This window comes from Paracraurococcus lichenis (assembly GCF_030657435.1).
Lineage (GTDB): Bacteria > Pseudomonadota > Alphaproteobacteria > Acetobacterales > Acetobacteraceae > Paracraurococcus > Paracraurococcus lichenis.
The window spans coordinates 128,574-144,914 of record NZ_JAUTWS010000012.1 but is presented as its reverse complement, the minus strand read 5'-3'; the positions used below and the strand labels follow the sequence as shown (position 1 = coordinate 144,914).

Here is a 16,341-nt window from a genome sequence, read left to right as displayed (position 1 = left end):
CGGCCGATGACCCCGCCGCTTCGCTACCTCTGGCGCATGCTGGGCTTCCTGGCCGCCGTCGCCGTCGTGGCGGCGCTGCTCTCGCCGCAGCTCACCACCGCCTTCGGCAGCAACCCGGTGCTGAACGGGCTGATCCTCTTCGTGCTGCTGGTCGGCGTGACCTGGAACCTGCGGCAGGTGCTGCTGCTGCGGCCGGAAGTCGCCTGGCTCGAGCATTTCCGCAGCCCGAGGATCGGCGCGCCGGCGATGGCGGCGCCAAGGCTGCTCGGGCCGATGGCGAGCATGTTCTCGGCGCGCCGCTCCGACCGGCTGAGCCTCTCGGCGCCCGCCATGCGGAGCGTGCTGGACGGCATCGCCTCGCGCCTCGACGAGGGGCGGGAGCTGTCGCGTTACATGACGGGGCTGCTGATCTTCCTCGGGCTGCTCGGCACCTTCTGGGGGCTGCTGCTGACGATCGGCTCGGTTTCCGAGGTGATCGGGGGCATGTCGGTCGGCTCGGGCGACCTGAACCAGCTCTTCAACCAGCTCAAGACCGGGCTGGCGCAGCCGCTGAAGGGCATGGGCACGGCCTTCAGCTCCTCGATGCTCGGCCTCGCGGGCGCGCTGGTGCTGGGCTTCCTCGACCTCACCGCCGGGCAGGCGCAGAACCGCTTCTACAACGAGCTGGAGGAATGGCTGGCCGGGATCACACGGCTCTCCTCCGGCGTGCTTGGCGACATGGGCGGCGAGGGCGGCAACGTGCCGGCCTATGTGCAGGCGCTGCTGGAGCAGACGGCGGAGAACCTGGAGGGGCTGCAGCGGATCCTCGCCCGCGGCGAGGAGGGCCGGGCGCAGACGGCGCAGGCGATGACGGTGCTGGCAGAGCGCCTGGCCGTGCTGACCGACCAGATGCGCGCGAGCCAGACGCTGATGCTGCGCGTCGCCGAGCAGCAGGCGGCGCTCGGCCCCGCGCTGTCGCGGCTGGCCGAGGCGCAGTCGGCCGCGCCGGTGGACGAGGTGGTGCGCGGCCATCTCCGCAACACGGAGATCTATCTCTCCCGCCTGCTGGAGGAGATGGTGAACGGCCGCGCCCAGAGCACGGCCGAGCTGCGCAGCGAGATCAAGCTGGTCGCCCGCACCATCGCGGCACTCGCCGAGGAGGCTCCCCGTTGACGCGGGCAGACCCAGGCCGGTCCAGGGGTCGCTTGACCCCTGGCGGGGGGAGCGCGAGGGGGGCAGAGCCCCCCTCGCTTCGGTAGGTGGCGCTCGGCGGCCGCCGCCAGCGCGGCGGCGGGTTGGATGCCTGGCCGGGCTATGTGGACGCGCTGTCCACGCTGCTCATGGTCATCATCTTCGTCCTGCTGGTCTTCGTGCTGGCGCAGGGCTTCCTCAGCGTCGCGCTCTCCTCCCGCGACCGCGCGCTCGACCGCCTGAATGCCCAGGTCGCGGAGCTCGCCGAGATGCTGGCGCTGGAGCGCGGCCAGGCGCAGGAGCTGCGGGCGCAGCTCGCCCGCACCGCGGAGGAGCTGCGCGCCGCGGCCAGCGCGCGCGACACGCTCTCGACCCAGCTCCGCGAGGTGCGGGAGGAGCGCGACCGCCTGGGCGGCGAGCGCGACGCGGCGCAGGCCGAGCGCGACCGGCTGACCGCGCGCGTCACCGATCTCGAGCTCGCGGGGCGCGGCGGGGCGGAGCGGCTGGCGAGCCTCGAGCAGCAATTGCAGGACGCGCTGCGGCGCGCCGAGAGCATGGGCGGCGACGCGGCGCAGACGGTGCGGCGGCTGACCGAGACCAACCGCAGCCTGACCGCCGAGCAGCAGGCGCGGCAGCGCAGCGAGGCGCGCGTCGCCGAGCTCGACAAGCAGCTCACCGACAGCCGCGGCGCGGTGGAGACGGCGCGGCGCGAGCTGGCCGGGCTGCAGCGCCAGGTGCAGGAGGCACAGGCGGCGCTGGCCGAGGCGCAGAAACAGCTCGCCGCCATGCGGACCGAGATGGCGGCGATGGATCGCCGCAGCCAGGCCGACAAGGCGGTGATCGAGGCGCGGCTCTCCGACATCGCCAAGCTCTCCGAGCAGGTGCGCAGCCTGACGGCGCTGCGCGACCAATTGGAGAAGCAGGCGCAGGAGGCGCTGCGGCGCGCCGGCGAGGAGGCGAAGGCGCGCACGGCCGCCGAGGCCGCGACCACGGCCGAGGCGCAGCGGCGCCAGGCGGCGGAGCGCGCCGCGGTGGAGGCGGCGGAGCGCCGGCAGGTGGCGGAGCGCGCCGCCGCCGAGGCCACCGACCGCCGCACCGCCGCCGAGCGCGGCGCGGCGGGCGAGGCCGAGCGCCGCCAGGCCGCCGAGCGCGGCGCGGCAACCGAGGCGGAGAAGCGGGAGGCGGCGGAGCGCGTCGCCGCGGAGCAGATCCGCCTCGCCGAGAGCGCGCGGGCGCAGGTCGCGCTGCTGAGCCGCCAGCTCGAGGAGTTGCGGGCGCAACTCGCGCGGCTGACCGCCGCGCTCGACATCGCCGAGACCTCGGGCCGCGACAAGGATGCGCAGATCCTGGCGCTGGGCACGCGGCTGAACGTCGCGCTCGCCGCGCGCGTCGAGGAGCTGCAGCGCTACCGCAGCGACTTCTTCGGCCGGCTGCGCGACGTGCTGGGCGACCGGCCGGAGGTGCGCATCGTCGGCGACCGCTTCGTCTTCCAGTCGGAGGTGCTTTTCCCGCCGGCGAGCGCCGATCTCTCCCCGGCCGGGCAGCAGCAGATCCGGGCGATCGCGCGCATCCTGCAGGAGCTGTCGCAGCGCATCCCGGTCGACGTGAACTGGCTGCTGCGGGTGGACGGGCATGCCGACAGGCAGCCGATTCGCGCCGGCGGCCGCTTCGCCACGAACTGGGAGCTCTCGGCGGCGCGGGCGATCGCAGTGGCGCAACTACTGATGTCGGAGGGGCTGCCGGCGAATCGCGTGGCGGCGACGGCCTTCGGGGACAACCAGCCGATCGACCCCGCGGAGACGCCGGAAGCCTTCGCGCGGAACCGGCGGATCGAGTTCCGCCTGACGGACCGCTGACGCCGGGCTGCGGACAGCCGCGGCCGGTCCGCCGTCGCGCCGACCGATTGACGCGAAAAGGGCCGCGGCATCGCTGCCGCGGCCCCTTCGCGTCCCGTGCCGCGCGGCTACTGCGCCTGCGCGACGGAATCCAGCTTGTAGCCGCCGCCCTCGGTCAGCAGCAGGCGGGCATGGGTCGGGTCCGGCTCGATCTTCTGCCGCAGGCGGTAGATGTGGGTCTCGAGCGTGTGGGTGGTGACGGCGCTGTTGTAGCCCCAGACCTCGTTCAGCAGGACCTGCCGCGGCACCGGCTTGCCGGCGGCGCGGTAGAGGAACTTCAGGATGTTGCTCTCCTTGTCGGTCAGCCGGACCTTGCGGTTGCGGGCCGGCTCGAGCAGGAGCTTCGCACTCGGGCGGAAGAGGTAGGGCCCGATGGTGAAGACCGCGTCCTCCGAGTTGTCGAAGACGCGGAGCTGCGCCCGGACCCGCGCCAGCAGCTCGGGCAGGCGGAAGGGCTTGGCGATGTAGTCGTTGGCGCCGGCATCGAGGCCACGGACCACGTCCTGCTCGGCATCCGCGCCGGTCAGCATGATCACCGGCATCTTGCGGCCCTCGCGCCGGAGGCGGGCGCAGAAGTCGCGGCCGTCGCCGTCGGGCAGGCCGATGTCGAGCAGGATGGCATCGTAGCGCGCATCGGCATCGGCCAGCTTGGCTGCCGCCTCGGTGGCGCTCTCGGCCTCGTCGGCGGCGAATTCGCCCTCCATGGCAATCTGCTCGGCGAGGGTGGCTCGCAGGGCAGCATCATCCTCGACGATCAGGATGGGGCGGGGAGTGGCCATTCAACCTCCGACACGTGATGGGGTCTTGGGCAGGAACACCCCGCAAAGCTGCGCGATGCTTTACCCGACAGAAAGGATTGAAACCAATAAGCGAAAAAACGCACCTCACGGACGCGTTGGACCGCCTACACAATATTGCGACATGTGTAGGGGCGGCCTGTTTAAAGGAGTTTACCCTCGAAGGGCGGCACGAGGTCAGGTGCCTCAAACTCCACGACCCAGAGGTCCGGGTCGCGCTTCACCTGGCGCTCGACATAGGCGTCGGCCGCCTCCTGGCCGACCGGATCGGCGCCGGTGCCGCGCAGCCAGGCCGGCCGCCCCTCGGCATCCCGCACCTGAGTCAGCACCACCAGGCCGGCACGACCGCGCAGGACACAGAGGATGCCGCCCGAATCCGGGTCCCCCTTGCGCAGCACGGCGCCGCTGCGCCCGGCGATGTCCGCCAGCCGCAGCGCCATCGAGACCCAGATGCCAGCCTTCACGCGCGCTTCCATGGAGCGCAAATCGCCACGGACCGGCGGTGTCTTCAAGCCCCCGCTTGCCGCGCCGGAGCCGGGCCGCCACATCCCTGCAGAGTCGGAGAGGTTCCAATGGATCAACGGAAGATGACCGAAGCCCAGCGCGCCTATGAGGCGAAAAGGGCCGCGAAGGCGGGGATGAGCCTGGAGAAGTGGCTCGCCAACAAGGAGAAAGATGCCGCCACAGAGCGCGCACAGGTGGCCAAGGCGCAGCAGCAGGAGGCCGCGGCGAAGAAGCCGGGCTTCTTCGCCCGCCTGCTGGAGAAGGCGCAGAAGCCGCTGTGAGGGACCTGATGCGGAAGCGCATCGTTCAACTGTTGGCTGCGCGACGCAGGGCGACTGCACCCGACGCGCGCTGACCCGCGCCGGGTGGCCAAGCGCCCTGCCTGCCGGACGCAGCCTGGGGCCGGGCCGGGTCCAAGGCCGGCGGTGGCGGCCCTAGATCATCCGCAGCAGCAGGCCGTCCCGCCGGATCGCCTGGTGGAAGACCGCGCCGCCGATATGCAGCACCAGCAGCACCAGGATCGTCCAGGCGCCGATGGTGTGGAAGAGTTGCAGCCCGGCGGCGACGTCCTCGTTCGTCTCCATGAATTTCGGGAAGTCGATGAAGCCGAGATAGGCGGTCTCGCCGCGCAGGGGGAAACCCCAGGCATTGGTGGCGAGGAAGCCGAGGATCGGCTGCAGGAGAAGCAGGGCATAGAGCGCGTGGTGCACCCCGTTCGCCACCTTGCCGAGGATGGCGGGCACATGCTCGGGCAGCGGCGGCGGGCGGCGGACCAGCCGCCAGACCAGGCGCAGCAGCACGACGACGAAGATGGTCACGCCAGCCGATTCATGGATGGCGTAGAAGGGCATCTTGTCGGCGTCCTTGATGTGGTCGATGACGAAGCCGACCGGCAGCGCCACCGCCAGCAGCGTCACCGTCACCCAGTGGAACCACTTCGACAGGGTGGAGTATTCCACCGGCGTCGTGCTGGTGGAGGCCTGCACCAAGGGTTCGGTCATCACGGTCATGCGTCGTCTCCTGGAGTGCGGGCGGCAGCATGGCACAGGCCGGGGGCCGCATGGACAGGCTGATCGCCGCGCATGCGGACTGGAGCACCGATCCGCGCAAGCGCTGGCTGACCATCGCGCAGCGCGCGGGCGGGCGCTGGCTGGCCGAGGCGCCGCAACCGGTCGGCGACACGGCGGCGCTGCTGCCGCGCCTGCTGGCGCCGGGGCTGCCGGTGGCGTTCGGGCTCGACCTGCCGCTCGGCCTGCCGCGCGACTATGCCGCCGCGCGACCGGAGCCCGACTTCCCCGCCTTCCTTCGCGGCCTCGCGGCGCGGCCGGAATTCTTCGCGGTGAATGCCGGGCTGGAGACGGTCTGCCACGCGCGGCCCTTCTATCCCGCGCGCGGCGTCGCGGGCATGACGCGGGCGGCGCATGCGGCGGCGCTCGGCCTCTCCGGCCCGGCGGGCCTCTCCCGCTGGTGCGACCGCGCCACCGCCGAGCGGCCGGCCGGCGCGCCGGTCTTCTGGACGCTGGGCGCCAACCAGTCGGGCAAGGCGGCGATCGCCGCCTGGCGGGACTGGATCGTGCCGGCGCTCTCGGCCGGCGCGCCGGTGCGGCTCTGGCCCTTCGAGGGCGGGCTGCATGCGCTGCTCGCGCCGGGCCGCGTGGTGCTGGCCGAGGTCTATCCGGCCGAGGCGCTGCGGCATTGCGGCCTGAAGCTGGCGGGCAGCAAGCGCGCGGAAGGGCCGCGGCGGGCGCTGGCGCCGGCGCTGCGGGCGGCGATGGCGGCGCGCAGGGTGGCAGCGACACCGGCGCTGGAGGCGGCGATCGAGGCCGGCTTCGGCGCCGATGCCGCGGGCGAGGACCGCTTCGATTCCGTCATCGGCCTGCTCGGCCTGATCGGCGTGCTCGATGGCGCGCGGCCGGATTTCGTGCCGGAGGATCCCTGGATCCGGCGCTGGGAAGGCTGGGTGCTGGGGCAGACCGCGCTGCCGCGATGAGCCGGGCGCGCGCCGCGCGCCCGCTACCCGGCGCGCCGGACGGGGGCGATGCCCGCGAAATGCGCGATGGCGGCGAAATCGGTGATGTCGAACACCGCCTCGCGGTCCTCCGCCGAGCGCTCCGGCCAGCCGGCGCGGCGGTGCGGCCCGCGCGGCGCCGCATCGCCCTGCGGCCGCGTCCGGCCCGGCTCCTGCCGCGTCGCCTCATGCTCCATGGGGTGCCTGCTCGATGCCATATCCGGGTCTCCGCCGCCTCGGCCATGCGGGCCATGCGGGGCTACCTCACAGATACGCTGGGCAGACGCGGTTCGTTCCGCCGCATCGGCGGAAGATTCACGCCGTTACGCGGCACCCCGGCGCCGCGAAGGCTCAGCCGAGGAAGTCGAGCGTGACGTTCAGCGCCGGCTCCGCCGCCACCCGCAGCCCGCCCGGCCGTGCCGCGGCGGCGATGCCCCGGGCCCGGAGCAGCGCGCCGGTCGCGGCCAGGTCCCGCACCCGCAGCGCGATCAGCACCATGTGGTCGCCGCGTTCCGCGGGATCGGGCGCCGCCCCACCCAGCTCGGCGCGGACCGCGGCATGCGGCGCGACCTCCACCGCCGCGGGGCCGCAGGGCAGCAGCAGGCGGCCGCCCTCGCCCGGCGCCACGGCCGCCTCGCCGAACATCCGGCGGAAGATCGCCGCCTGCCGCTCCGGGTCGCGGGCCGAGACCAGCACGCGGGCGACGGAGAGCGCGCCGTTCGGATGCGCCTGCCACTCGCGCCGCCAGACATGCTGCGGCGTCAGGTGCTCGCACCAGTAGATACGCCCGTCCATGGCGGCGGCGCGGTCGAGGCGGGTGGTGCGGAACCGCGCCTCGTCCCGGGTGCCGTCGGGCAGGTCCACGGGGCGGTGGAATTCCTGCGCCGGCAGCGCCGGCACGCCGCGTGACACCAGCGCCGCCGACAGCGTCGCGGCGTCCTCCGTCCTGAAGACCAGCCCGTTCAGCCCGACGGGGTAGGAGGCGATGTCCGGCCGCAGCGCCCCGCCCGGGACATCGGTGCCGAGCAGTTCCAGGTAATCCTCCGCCAGGACCGCCAGATGGTTCGCCGAGCCGAGGCTGTGCTTCCCCATCGGCGTCAATTGGAAGCCGAGCGCTTCCATGCGCGCCGCGCCCTCGGCCATCCGGTCGCAGACATCGAGGACGAGGTGGTCGAGGACGGGCGGCACTTCTCAGCCCGCCCTGGAAGCATAAAGTCCGGCGGCCTCCGCCGCCTGGGCCATCATCGTCACCAGCAGTTCCAGCATCGGCGCCGGCACGCCGCGCTCCCGCGCCAGGCGCAGCACCACCTGGAACAGCGCATCCACCTCCATCGGCCGGCCCGCTTCCAGGTCCTGCAGGATGCTCGGCTTGTGCGGGATGCCGGCCGAGAGGTCGATGCGCTCCTCCGCCGTGCCGGGCACCGGGCGGCCATAGGCGGCGGCGATCGCCATGCCCTCCCGCACCACCTGCAGCGCCGCCGCCCGCACCGGGGCGTCGCGGAAGGTGTCCTGCATGTGCCGGCGCGTCAGGGTGCAGATCGGCCCGTTGGAAAGATTGTTCAGCAGCTTCGCCCAGATCTCGGTGCGGATATCGGCGCTGACGCTGCAGGGCAGCCCGCCCGCCTTGAAGGCCGAGGCCAGCGCGATAGCGCAGTCGGAACGCCGCCCATCCGGCTCGCCCAGGATCAGCTTGCTGCCGCGGCTCGTCACCTCGATGACCCCGGGCTCCGGCGCATGGCAGGCGGAATAGATGACGCCGCCGACGACGCGGTCCGGCCCGACGCTGTCCCAGACGGCGCCGTCCGGATCGGCCTCCGGCACGCGCCGGCCTTCCTCGGGCCCGCCATGGCGCGCGAAGTACCACCAGGGGATGCCGTTGGCGACGAAGGCGACGGGCGTGTCGGGCCCGAGCAGCGGGCCGATGGCGCGCGCGACGGCGCCATGCGCCGGCACCTTGGTGCAGACGACGACCGCATCCTGCGGACCGAGTTCGGCGGCCTCCGAGGCGGCGCGCGGCCGTGCCTCCAGCACGCCGTCGGCGGTCAGGACGCGCAGGCCGCGGGCGCGGATCGCCTCCAGCGTCGCGCCGCGCGCCAGCACGGACAGCTCTACGCCCCCCTGCGCGAGCCGCCCCGCGAGGTGGCCGCCGATCGCGCCGGCGCCGACGATGCAGACCTTCATGGCATCTCTCCTTCCGGCGGCCGGTGCAGCCCGGCGGCGATGGCGACGCGCGTGGCGAGCGCGACGGTCAGGTCGAGCACCGGCGTCGGTACGCCGGCCTCCCGCGCCATCCGCAGCGGCACGGCGAAGAGCGCGTCGATTTCCATCGGCCGCCCCGCCTCGAGGTCCTGCAGGATGGAGGGGCGATGCGCGATGCGCGCGGAGCGGGCGATGCGCTCCTCCGGCGCCTGGCCGGTGACCGGGTGGCCATGCGCGGCGGCGATCGCCATCACCTCCCGCGCCGCGGCGACGGCCGCCTGCCGCAGCACCGGATCGGCCAGCGTGTCCCGCATCGAGGACCGCGCGAGCAGGCAGAGCGGCCCGGTCATCATGTTGCCGAGCAGCTTCAGCCAGACCGCGGCGCGGATGTCCGGCACGGCGATCCCGCCCATGCCGCCGGCCGCGATCGCTGCCGCCAGCGCCTGCAGCCGCGGCGTTATGGCGCCGTCCACCTCGCCGAGGACGACGCGGTTGTCGGGGGCGAGCGCCTGCACATGCCCGGGCCGCGTCACGGTCGCGGCCGAATAGACCACGCCGCCCAGCGTCCGCCCGATGCCGACGGCCTGCCGCACCGCATCGCCCGGGTCGAGCAGCGGCAGGCGCCGCCCGGCCTCCGGCGTGCCGTCCCAGTACCACCAGGGGATGCCGTTCATGACGAAGGCGACGGCGGTGTCGGGCCGCAGCAGCGGCGCGATGCCGGCCGCGACAGAGGCCAGCGCCGGGGCTTTCACCGTGACGATGACGGCGTCCTGCGGGCCGAGCTCGGCCGGGTTGGCCGAGGCGCGCGGGCGGCAGTGCAGCAGGCCGTCCGCCGCCTCCACCGTCAGCCCCTGCGCCTGCATCGCCTGCAGATGCGGGCCGCGGGCGACGACCGAGACCTCCGCCCCGCCTTTCGCCAGCCGCGCCGCGATATGCCCGCCGATGGCGCCGGCGCCGTAGACGCAGATCCTCACGCGATCTCCCGCGCCAGTTGCGCGACCATGGCGGCGCCGGCCTCCACCATGCGCGCGACGATGCGCCCGCCATGCGCGGCATTGCCCGGCCGGCTGTCGGCGCAGGCGACGCCGCCCGGCGCCACCTCCTCGACCTCGGTCGGGATGCTGATATTGACGCCCGCGACGCGCAGCGCGCCGAAATCGGCGACCGGCAGGCCGAGGATGGGCGGCACCGGCTGCCTCTCCCGCGCCGCGGCGGCGTCGCAGAGATCGGGGCGGAGATGCAGCGCGACGGACCAGACGGGATCGCCGCCATGGCCGAAGCTCGCCGGGCTGCCGCCGAGTTCGGCATGCAGCGCGCCGGCGATGCGCCAGAGATGCATGGCCGGCACCAGCAGCCCGTGCCGGCGGCGCAGCGCCCGCGCCGCGGCATCGACCGGCGCGATGGAGCCGGCATGGCCGTTGAGGACCAGGATGCGCCGCGTGCCCGTGCGGATGAGGTTGTCGCAGGTCTCCTCCACCACGGCCTGCAGCGTCGCCGGCGAGAGCACGATGCCGCCCGGGACCATGGAGAAGAAATCGGCGCCACCGAAGGGGATGGCGGGCAGCACCAGCGCATCGGCGCCCTGCGCCGCCGCGGCAGCGGCGATGCGGTCGGCGATCGCCTCGGCCAGCAGGTAGTCGCCCATCGGCGCCTGCGGGCCATGCGTCTCGAGGCTGCCCATGGGGAAGAGCACGGCGGCGCCCGCGGCGAGGCGGCGGGCGACCTCGGGGGCGCGGAGCTCGGCGATGCGCTGCGTCATGCGGCGGGACACTCCGATGCGATGGCCGCCCGCGGCCTCACGCCAGCATGTCCAGCGCGATGCGCGAGAGGGCCTGCACGCCGAGGCCGATGCAGCGCTCGTCCGGCTGGTAGCGGTCGTTGTGCAGCGCGTCGCGGCGGCCCGGCGCGCCGGAGCCGATGCGGAGCTGGAAGGCCGGCACGCGCTCGGCGAACTCGGCGAAATCCTCGGCGCCCATGCTGGGCTTGCCTTCCTCCACCACCTCGCCGAGCTGGCGCCGCACCGCCGCGACCGCCGGGTCGAGCACGCTGTCGGCATTGGTGAGCGGCGGCACGCCGCGGCGATAGGCGAGCGTCGAACGCGTGCGATGCATGGCATCCAGCCCGGCGGCGAGGCGCTTCAGCGCGCCCTCGGCGATGTCGCGGCTCTCGCGGTGCAGGGTGCGGACCGTGCCGCGCAGCTCCACCGTCTCCGGGATGATGTTGGGCGCGCTGCCGCCATGGATCATGCCGATGGTGACGACCGCCGGCATCAGCGGGTCGATCTCGCGGCTCACCACGGTCTGCGCCTGGGCGATGAAATTGCCGGCGGCGACGATGGGATCGACCGCCTTCTCCGGATGCGCGGCATGGCCGGACTTACCCTGCACCACCAGCTCGAAGCGGTCGGCGGCGGCGAGCGTCGCGCCGCGGCAATAGCCGAAGCGGCCGACCGGCATGTCGGGCGCATTGTGGAAACCGAGCGCCATGTCGACGCCCTCGAGCACGCCATCCTCGACCATGGCGGCGGCGCCGCCGAGCGCCTCCTCGGCCGGCTGGAAGACCAGCAGGACACGGCCTGCGAGCTGCGGCGCGAGGTCCCGCAGCACCTCGGCGACGCCGAGCAGCGTCGTCGTGTGGATGTCATGGCCGCAGGCATGCATCTTCCCGGGGACGGTGCTGGCGAAGGGCAGCCCGGTCTCCTCCTGGATCGGCAGCGCGTCCATGTCGGCGCGGATGGCGAGCGTCGGGCCGGGCCGCGCGCCCTCGATGGTGCCGACCACGCCGGTCCGGCCGATGCCGGTGCGGTGCGCGATGCCGAGCCGCGCCAGCTCCGCCGCAACGATGCCGCTGGTCCGCACCTCCTCGAAGCCCAGTTCCGGATGCGCGTGGATGTCGCGGCGGATCGCGATCAGGCCGGGCTCGATGGCCTCGACGGCGTCGCGGATGCGGGTCGCGAGATCGTTGAACAAACGTTCCGGAGCGGTGCGCGGCATCGGGTGTCCCTGGCAAGGCTGCGCCGGAGCCTCGCCCGAAGCCCCTGCCCTGTCCAGCGCTGCGGGCCCAGGAATTCCGCGCCGCAACAAGGGGCTCCCTGGCTTGCCCATGCTCGGCGGGGCATGCGATACGCAACGCTCCCGAACGGGGAGGAGAATGTCCGGGATCCTGCCGCGCCGAGCCATCCTGGCCGGCGGCGCCGCTCTGGCGCTGCCGCTGGCGACGCGTGCGCAACCGTCCTGGCCGGCGCAGCCGATCCGCCTCGTCGTCCCTTTCGCGCCCGGCGGCACCACGGATCTCACCGCCCGGCTGATCGCCCAGGGCCTGCAGGAGCGGCTGGGCCAGCCGGTGATCATCGAGAACCGCCCCGGCGCCGGCGCCACGGTCGGCAGCCTGGCGGTGGCGCAGGCGGCGCCGGACGGACACACGCTGCTGGTGTCGAACATCGCCAGCCATGCCATCGCGCCCTCGCTCTACCGCGGGCTGCGCTACGACGCGGTGCGCGACTTCACCCACATCGCGCTGATCGTCGAGAATCCCTCGGTCCTCGTGGCGGCGCCGCGCTTCCCGGCGGCGACGCTCGGCGATGTCGTGCGCCTGTCGCGGGAGGATGCGCGCGGCCTCGACATCGCCTCCTCCGGCTCCGGCTCCTCCAACCATCTCCTGATCGTGCAATTCGGCCAGGCGACCGGCGCGCGGCTGAACCACGTGCCCTATCGCGGCGCCGGGCCGGCGATGACGGATACGATCGCCGGCGTGGTGCCGATGATGGCGGACAGCCTGCCCTCCGCCGCCGCCCATCTCCGTGGCGGCGCGGTGCGTGCCCTTGCGCTTTCGGCCGAGACGCGGCACCCAGCCTTCCCGAGCGTGCCGACCTTCCGGGAGCAGGGCGTCGACCTCGTCAGCGCCTCCTGGTTCGGGCTGTCGGGTCCGGCCGCGGTGCCGGCGGCCGTGACGGAGAGGCTGGCGGGCGCCGTCGCCGCATTGCTGGCCGAGCCCGCCCTGCGCGCCCGGTTCGCCGAGATCGGCGGGACCGTGGGCGCGCTCGGCCCGTCCGGCTATGCCGCCTTCGTGGCGGCCGAGGTGGCGCGCTGGGCGCCGGTGGTCCAGGCCTCCGGCGCGCAGGTGGATTGAGCGGAAGACCGGCCCGGCCGGCCGCGCGACACCCGCAGCCTGCGGGGCGCGCGGGCGGGGCGGCGGGCCGGTTGCCGCGGGATGCAACGGAGACCCGGGGCCCGCCCCGGGAATGGTGGGAGCCGAGAAGGGTCGCTACATGAAGATCAACGCCAAGGACATCACCGCCGGGGTGTTCCTGATCCTGCTGGCCGTCGTCGGCCTCTGGCTCAACCAGGACCATTCGCTCGGCTCGGCGCGCCGCATGGGCCCGGGCTACATGCCGATGCTGGTCTTCTGGATCCAGATCGGCCTCGGCGCGCTCGTGCTGGTGCTCGCCTTCTTCAACGGCCCGGACCCGCTGGAGAAATGGACCGGCTTCGAGATCGGCGCCGTCGTGCTCGCCGTCGCCGCCGGCACCGCGACCATGCTGGTCGCGCCCTATCTCGGCAGCTTCTTCACCACCTCCTATGCCAGCCTCGGCATCGGCATGCTGGTCGGCTTCCTCGTCATGTGCATCGCCGCGGGCTGGCGGCTGATGGGCTTCATCTGCGCCGCCATGTGCGCCTTCTGCCTGCTGCTGGAGCAGGGCGGGCTGATGCTGGCGCTGACCGCCACCATCATCATCTCCGCCATGGCCGAGCCGGAGCACCGGCAGCGGCCGCTCGGCGTGCTGGGCATGACGGTGTTCCTGCTCGCGCTCTGCTGGTGGGTCTTCATCAAGCAGCTCGACATCCGCGTGGCCGTCTGGCCGCAGTTCTGAACCAGGCGCCGGGAAGGGAACCGCACGGGCCATGGACATCTTCGCCAACCTGGCGCACGGCTTCGCCGTCGCGCTCAGTTTCCAGAACCTGCTCTTCGCGCTCATCGGCGCGCTGATCGGCACCGCCATCGGCGTGCTGCCGGGCATCGGGCCGGTCGCCACCATCTCGCTGCTGCTGCCGATCACCTTCGGCCAGCCGGCGACGACGGCCATCATCATGCTCGCCGGCATCTATTACGGCGCGCAGTATGGCGGCTCCACCACCGCCATCCTGCTGAACCTGCCGGGCGAGATCAGCTCGGTCGTGACCACGCTCGAGGGCTACAAGATGGCCCGCAACGGGCGGGCGGGCGCGGCGCTGGCGACCTCGGCGCTCGGCTCCTTCTTCGCGGGCTCCGTCGCCACCATCCTCGTCGCCGCCTCCGGCCCGCTGCTGACGCAGGTCGCGCTCTCCTTCGGCCCGGCCGACTACTTCTCGCTGATGCTGCTCGGCCTCATCATCTCGGCGGTGCTGGCGCAGGGCTCGGTGCTGAAGTCGGTGGCCATGGTGGTCATGGGCGTCCTGCTCGGCCTCGTCGGCACCGACGTCCAGACTGGCCAGCAGCGCTTCACCTTCGGCATCCCCGAACTCTCCGACGGCATCAGCTTCGTGGCGCTCGCCATGGGCATGTTCGGCATCGCCGAGATCATCCTCAACCTCGAGAAGCCGGAGGCCCGCTCGGTCCTCAAGACCAAGGTGGACAGCCTCTGGCTCACGAAGGAGGAATGGAAGCGGGCGACGCCCTCGGTGCTGCGCGGCACGGTGGTCGGCTCGGTGCTCGGCATCCTGCCGGGCGGCGGCGCCTCGCTCGCGGCCTTCGGCTCCTACATGATGGAGCGGAAGATGTCGAAGGGCCGGCACCTCTTCGGCCAGGGCGCGATCGAGGGCGTGGCGGGGCCGGAGGCGGCGAACAACGCCGCGGCGCAGACCAGCTTCATCCCGCTGCTGACGCTCGGCATCCCGGCGAACGCGGTCATGGCGCTGATGGTCGGCGCGCTGATCATCCAGGGCATCCAGCCGGGTCCCCGCATGGTGGAGGCGCAGCCCGACCTCTTCTGGGGCCTGATCTGCTCCATGTGGATCGGCAATGTCATGCTGCTGGTCATCAACCTGCCGATGATCGGCATGTGGGTGAAGCTGCTGCAGGTGCCCTACAAGTACCTCTACCCGTCGATCCTGGTCTTCTGCTGCATCGGCGCCTATTCGGTGAACAACAACGTCTTCGACGTCTACTCGACGGTGCTGTTCGCGATCTTCGGCTATTTCTGCAACAAGCTGCGGATGGAGCCGGCGCCGCTGCTGATCGGCTTCGTGCTCGGCCCGATGATGGAGGAGCACCTGCGCCGCGCCATGCTGCTCTCGCGCGGCGACCCGATGATCTTCCTGCAGCGGCCGATCAGCGCCACGCTGCTCGGCATCGCCGCGGTGACGCTGGCGGCGATGCTGCTGCCCAACCTGCGCAAGGGCAAGGAGGCGGCGATGGCGGGCTGACCGCCCGCCCCGTCCGCCGCCCGAGGAAGCCGCCCCGGTCCGCCGGGGCGGCTTTTCTTTTGCCCGGGCCGGACGCAGGCTGGCGGCGCGACGCAAGGGGGTGCCGATGGATCTGCAACTCGCGGGCAAGGTCGCGCTGGTCACCGGCGCCTCGGCCGGCATCGGCCGCGGCATCGCGCGCCTGCTGGCCGCCGAGGGCTGCCGCCTGGCGATCCTCGCGCGGCGGCGGCCGCTGCTGGAAGCGCTCGCGGCGGAGCTGCCGGCCTCGGCCGAGCCGCTGATCCTCGCCGAGGACATCACCGACCCGGCGGCGGCGGCGCGCATCCGCGACGCCCTGCTCGGCCGCTTCGGGCGCTGCGACATCCTGGTCAACAATGCCGGCGGCAGCCGCGGCCAGCCGCCGGGGGAACTGGGTCCGGAGGCGGTCTGGCAAGAGGCGATGGAGCTGAACTTCCACGCCGCCCGCCGCCTCACCCATGCCCTGGTCCCGGCCATGCGGGCGCAGGGCTTCGGCCGGATCATCAACGTCACCGGCCCGGACGAGCCCTTCAGCATCAACCCGGCCAATGCCCCGAACGGCGCCACCCATATCTGGGCCAAGGCGCTGTCGCGGGAGGTCGGGCGCGACGGCATCACGGTGAACTCCATCCCGCCCGGCCGCATCCGCTCCGAGCAGATCGACCAGCGCGTCATGCCGACCGAGGAGAGCCGCCGCGCCTGGGCGGAGAAGGAGGTGCCGGCGGGCTATATCGGCCAGCCGGAGGACCTGGCGGTGCTCGCGGTCTGGCTGGCCTCGCCGCTGGCGCGCTACATCACCGGCCAGGTGATCCATGTGGACGGCGGCACGCGCCGGGCGAGTGCCTGAGGGAGAGAGCACGCATGTTCATCGCGATGAACCGCTTCCGCGTCGCGCAGGGCGCCGAGGCCGAGTTCGAGACCATGTGGAAGTCGCGCGACAGCCACCTGCACACGGTGCCGGGCTTCGTCGAATTCGCGCTGCTGAAAGGGCCGCAGCGGGAGGACCACACCCTCTACGCCTCCCACACCGTCTGGGCCTCTCGCGCCGACTTCGAGGCCTGGACGCGATCCGAGGCCTTCCGCATGGCGCATCGCGGCGCCGGCGGGACGAAGCCGCTCTATCTCGGCCCGCCGGAATTCGAGGGCTTCGAGGCGGTGCAGGTCCTGACGAAGGCGGCGGGCTAGAGGCCGGTGTGGGCGCGCCTCGTCCTCGTCGCGGCGGGCGCGGTCACCGCGCTCTTCCTCTCGCGCGATGCCGATAATTTCGGCGTCGTCGAGGGCATGGTCGGCATCGCCCTGGTCGCCGCGGTCGTGGTGGCACTGGCGCTGCTGCGCCGGCGGCGCTGAGA

The 16,341-nt window shown here is 73.1% G+C and carries 19 protein-coding genes; 10 read left to right on the top strand and 9 right to left on the bottom strand.

Going from position 1 to position 16,341, the window contains the following annotated elements; translation table 11 throughout:
- Window positions 1-6: 6 nt before the first annotated feature.
- Window positions 7-1,152, top strand: coding sequence for a flagellar motor protein MotA (locus tag Q7A36_RS14725; protein WP_305104471.1), 1,146 nt, complete (start codon window positions 7-9; stop codon window positions 1,150-1,152).
- Window positions 1,153-1,238: 86 nt separating this feature from the next.
- Window positions 1,239-3,026: a peptidoglycan -binding protein gene (locus tag Q7A36_RS14720; protein WP_305104470.1), complete on the top strand. Its 1,788-nt coding sequence runs from the start codon at window positions 1,239-1,241 to the stop codon at window positions 3,024-3,026.
- Window positions 3,027-3,133: 107 nt separating this feature from the next.
- On the opposite strand, the gene Q7A36_RS14715 is transcribed toward Q7A36_RS14720, so the two are convergent.
- Window positions 3,134-3,844: a response regulator transcription factor gene (locus Q7A36_RS14715; RefSeq protein WP_305104469.1), complete on the bottom strand. Its 711-nt coding sequence runs from the start codon at window positions 3,842-3,844 to the stop codon at window positions 3,134-3,136.
- 161 nt (window positions 3,845-4,005) lie between these two features.
- Window positions 4,006-4,338 (bottom strand): DUF1491 family protein, encoded by a 333-nt coding sequence (locus Q7A36_RS14710; protein ID WP_305104468.1) that lies wholly within the window; start codon window positions 4,336-4,338, stop codon window positions 4,006-4,008.
- Window positions 4,339-4,449: 111 nt separating this feature from the next.
- On the opposite strand from Q7A36_RS14710, the gene Q7A36_RS14705 reads away from it, so the two are divergent.
- Window positions 4,450-4,647 (top strand): hypothetical protein, encoded by a 198-nt coding sequence (locus Q7A36_RS14705; protein WP_305104467.1) that lies wholly within the window; start codon window positions 4,450-4,452, stop codon window positions 4,645-4,647.
- Between the two features lie 153 nt (window positions 4,648-4,800).
- Here the strand turns inward: Q7A36_RS14705 and Q7A36_RS14700 are convergent, their stop codons facing one another.
- On the bottom strand, window positions 4,801-5,376 hold the full coding sequence (locus tag Q7A36_RS14700) for a cytochrome b (protein WP_305104466.1): 576 nt from the start codon (window positions 5,374-5,376) through the stop codon (window positions 4,801-4,803).
- A gap of 50 nt (window positions 5,377-5,426) precedes the next feature.
- On the opposite strand from Q7A36_RS14700, the gene Q7A36_RS14695 reads away from it, so the two are divergent.
- Complete coding sequence (locus Q7A36_RS14695) at window positions 5,427-6,356, top strand: hypothetical protein (RefSeq protein WP_305104465.1); 930 nt, start codon at window positions 5,427-5,429, stop codon at window positions 6,354-6,356.
- 23 nt (window positions 6,357-6,379) lie between these two features.
- Here Q7A36_RS14695 and Q7A36_RS14690 read toward each other — a convergent pair whose 3' ends face one another.
- From Q7A36_RS14690 to Q7A36_RS14665, 6 genes are all read right to left on the bottom strand, one after another.
- Window positions 6,380-6,592, bottom strand: a complete 213-nt coding sequence (locus Q7A36_RS14690) for a hypothetical protein (RefSeq protein ID WP_305104464.1) — start codon at window positions 6,590-6,592, stop codon at window positions 6,380-6,382.
- Window positions 6,593-6,725: 133 nt separating this feature from the next.
- Window positions 6,726-7,562, bottom strand: a complete 837-nt coding sequence (locus Q7A36_RS14685) for a VOC family protein (RefSeq protein ID WP_305104463.1) — start codon at window positions 7,560-7,562, stop codon at window positions 6,726-6,728.
- Between the two features lie 3 nt (window positions 7,563-7,565).
- Entirely contained in the window at window positions 7,566-8,555 is a 990-nt protein-coding gene (locus Q7A36_RS14680; RefSeq protein ID WP_305104462.1) for a ketopantoate reductase family protein, read from the bottom strand.
- Window positions 8,552-9,547, bottom strand: coding sequence for a ketopantoate reductase family protein (locus Q7A36_RS14675; protein WP_305104461.1), 996 nt, complete (start codon window positions 9,545-9,547; stop codon window positions 8,552-8,554). The genes Q7A36_RS14680 and Q7A36_RS14675 overlap by 4 nt, the downstream gene beginning before the upstream one ends.
- Window positions 9,544-10,332, bottom strand: a complete 789-nt coding sequence (locus Q7A36_RS14670) for a creatininase family protein (RefSeq protein ID WP_305104460.1) — start codon at window positions 10,330-10,332, stop codon at window positions 9,544-9,546. The genes Q7A36_RS14675 and Q7A36_RS14670 overlap by 4 nt, the downstream gene beginning before the upstream one ends.
- A gap of 37 nt (window positions 10,333-10,369) precedes the next feature.
- Window positions 10,370-11,566 carry a M20 metallopeptidase family protein gene (locus tag Q7A36_RS14665; protein WP_305104459.1) on the bottom strand — a complete coding sequence of 399 codons (1,197 nt, stop codon included), beginning with the start codon at window positions 11,564-11,566 and terminating at the stop codon, window positions 10,370-10,372.
- A gap of 157 nt (window positions 11,567-11,723) precedes the next feature.
- Here Q7A36_RS14665 and Q7A36_RS14660 point away from each other — a divergent pair, with 157 nt between their 5' ends.
- The 6 genes from Q7A36_RS14660 to Q7A36_RS14635 all read left to right on the top strand — a co-directional run bounded on the left by Q7A36_RS14660 (window position 11,724) and on the right by Q7A36_RS14635 (window position 16,339).
- Window positions 11,724-12,701, top strand: a complete 978-nt coding sequence (locus tag Q7A36_RS14660; RefSeq protein WP_305104458.1) for a Bug family tripartite tricarboxylate transporter substrate binding protein — start codon at window positions 11,724-11,726, stop codon at window positions 12,699-12,701.
- Between the two features lie 139 nt (window positions 12,702-12,840).
- Entirely contained in the window at window positions 12,841-13,443 is a 603-nt protein-coding gene (locus Q7A36_RS14655) for a hypothetical protein (RefSeq protein ID WP_305104457.1), read from the top strand.
- Window positions 13,444-13,474: 31 nt separating this feature from the next.
- Window positions 13,475-14,974 (top strand): tripartite tricarboxylate transporter permease, encoded by a 1,500-nt coding sequence (locus tag Q7A36_RS14650; protein WP_305104456.1) that lies wholly within the window; start codon window positions 13,475-13,477, stop codon window positions 14,972-14,974.
- Between the two features lie 106 nt (window positions 14,975-15,080).
- On the top strand, window positions 15,081-15,839 hold the full coding sequence (locus Q7A36_RS14645) for an SDR family NAD(P)-dependent oxidoreductase (RefSeq protein WP_305104455.1): 759 nt from the start codon (window positions 15,081-15,083) through the stop codon (window positions 15,837-15,839).
- 14 nt (window positions 15,840-15,853) lie between these two features.
- Window positions 15,854-16,177 carry an antibiotic biosynthesis monooxygenase family protein gene (locus Q7A36_RS14640; protein WP_305104454.1) on the top strand — a complete coding sequence of 108 codons (324 nt, stop codon included), beginning with the start codon at window positions 15,854-15,856 and terminating at the stop codon, window positions 16,175-16,177.
- A 6-nt stretch (window positions 16,178-16,183) separates the two neighbouring features.
- Complete coding sequence (locus tag Q7A36_RS14635) at window positions 16,184-16,339, top strand: hypothetical protein (RefSeq protein WP_305104453.1); 156 nt, start codon at window positions 16,184-16,186, stop codon at window positions 16,337-16,339.
- The last annotated feature ends 2 nt before the right edge of the window (window positions 16,340-16,341 follow it).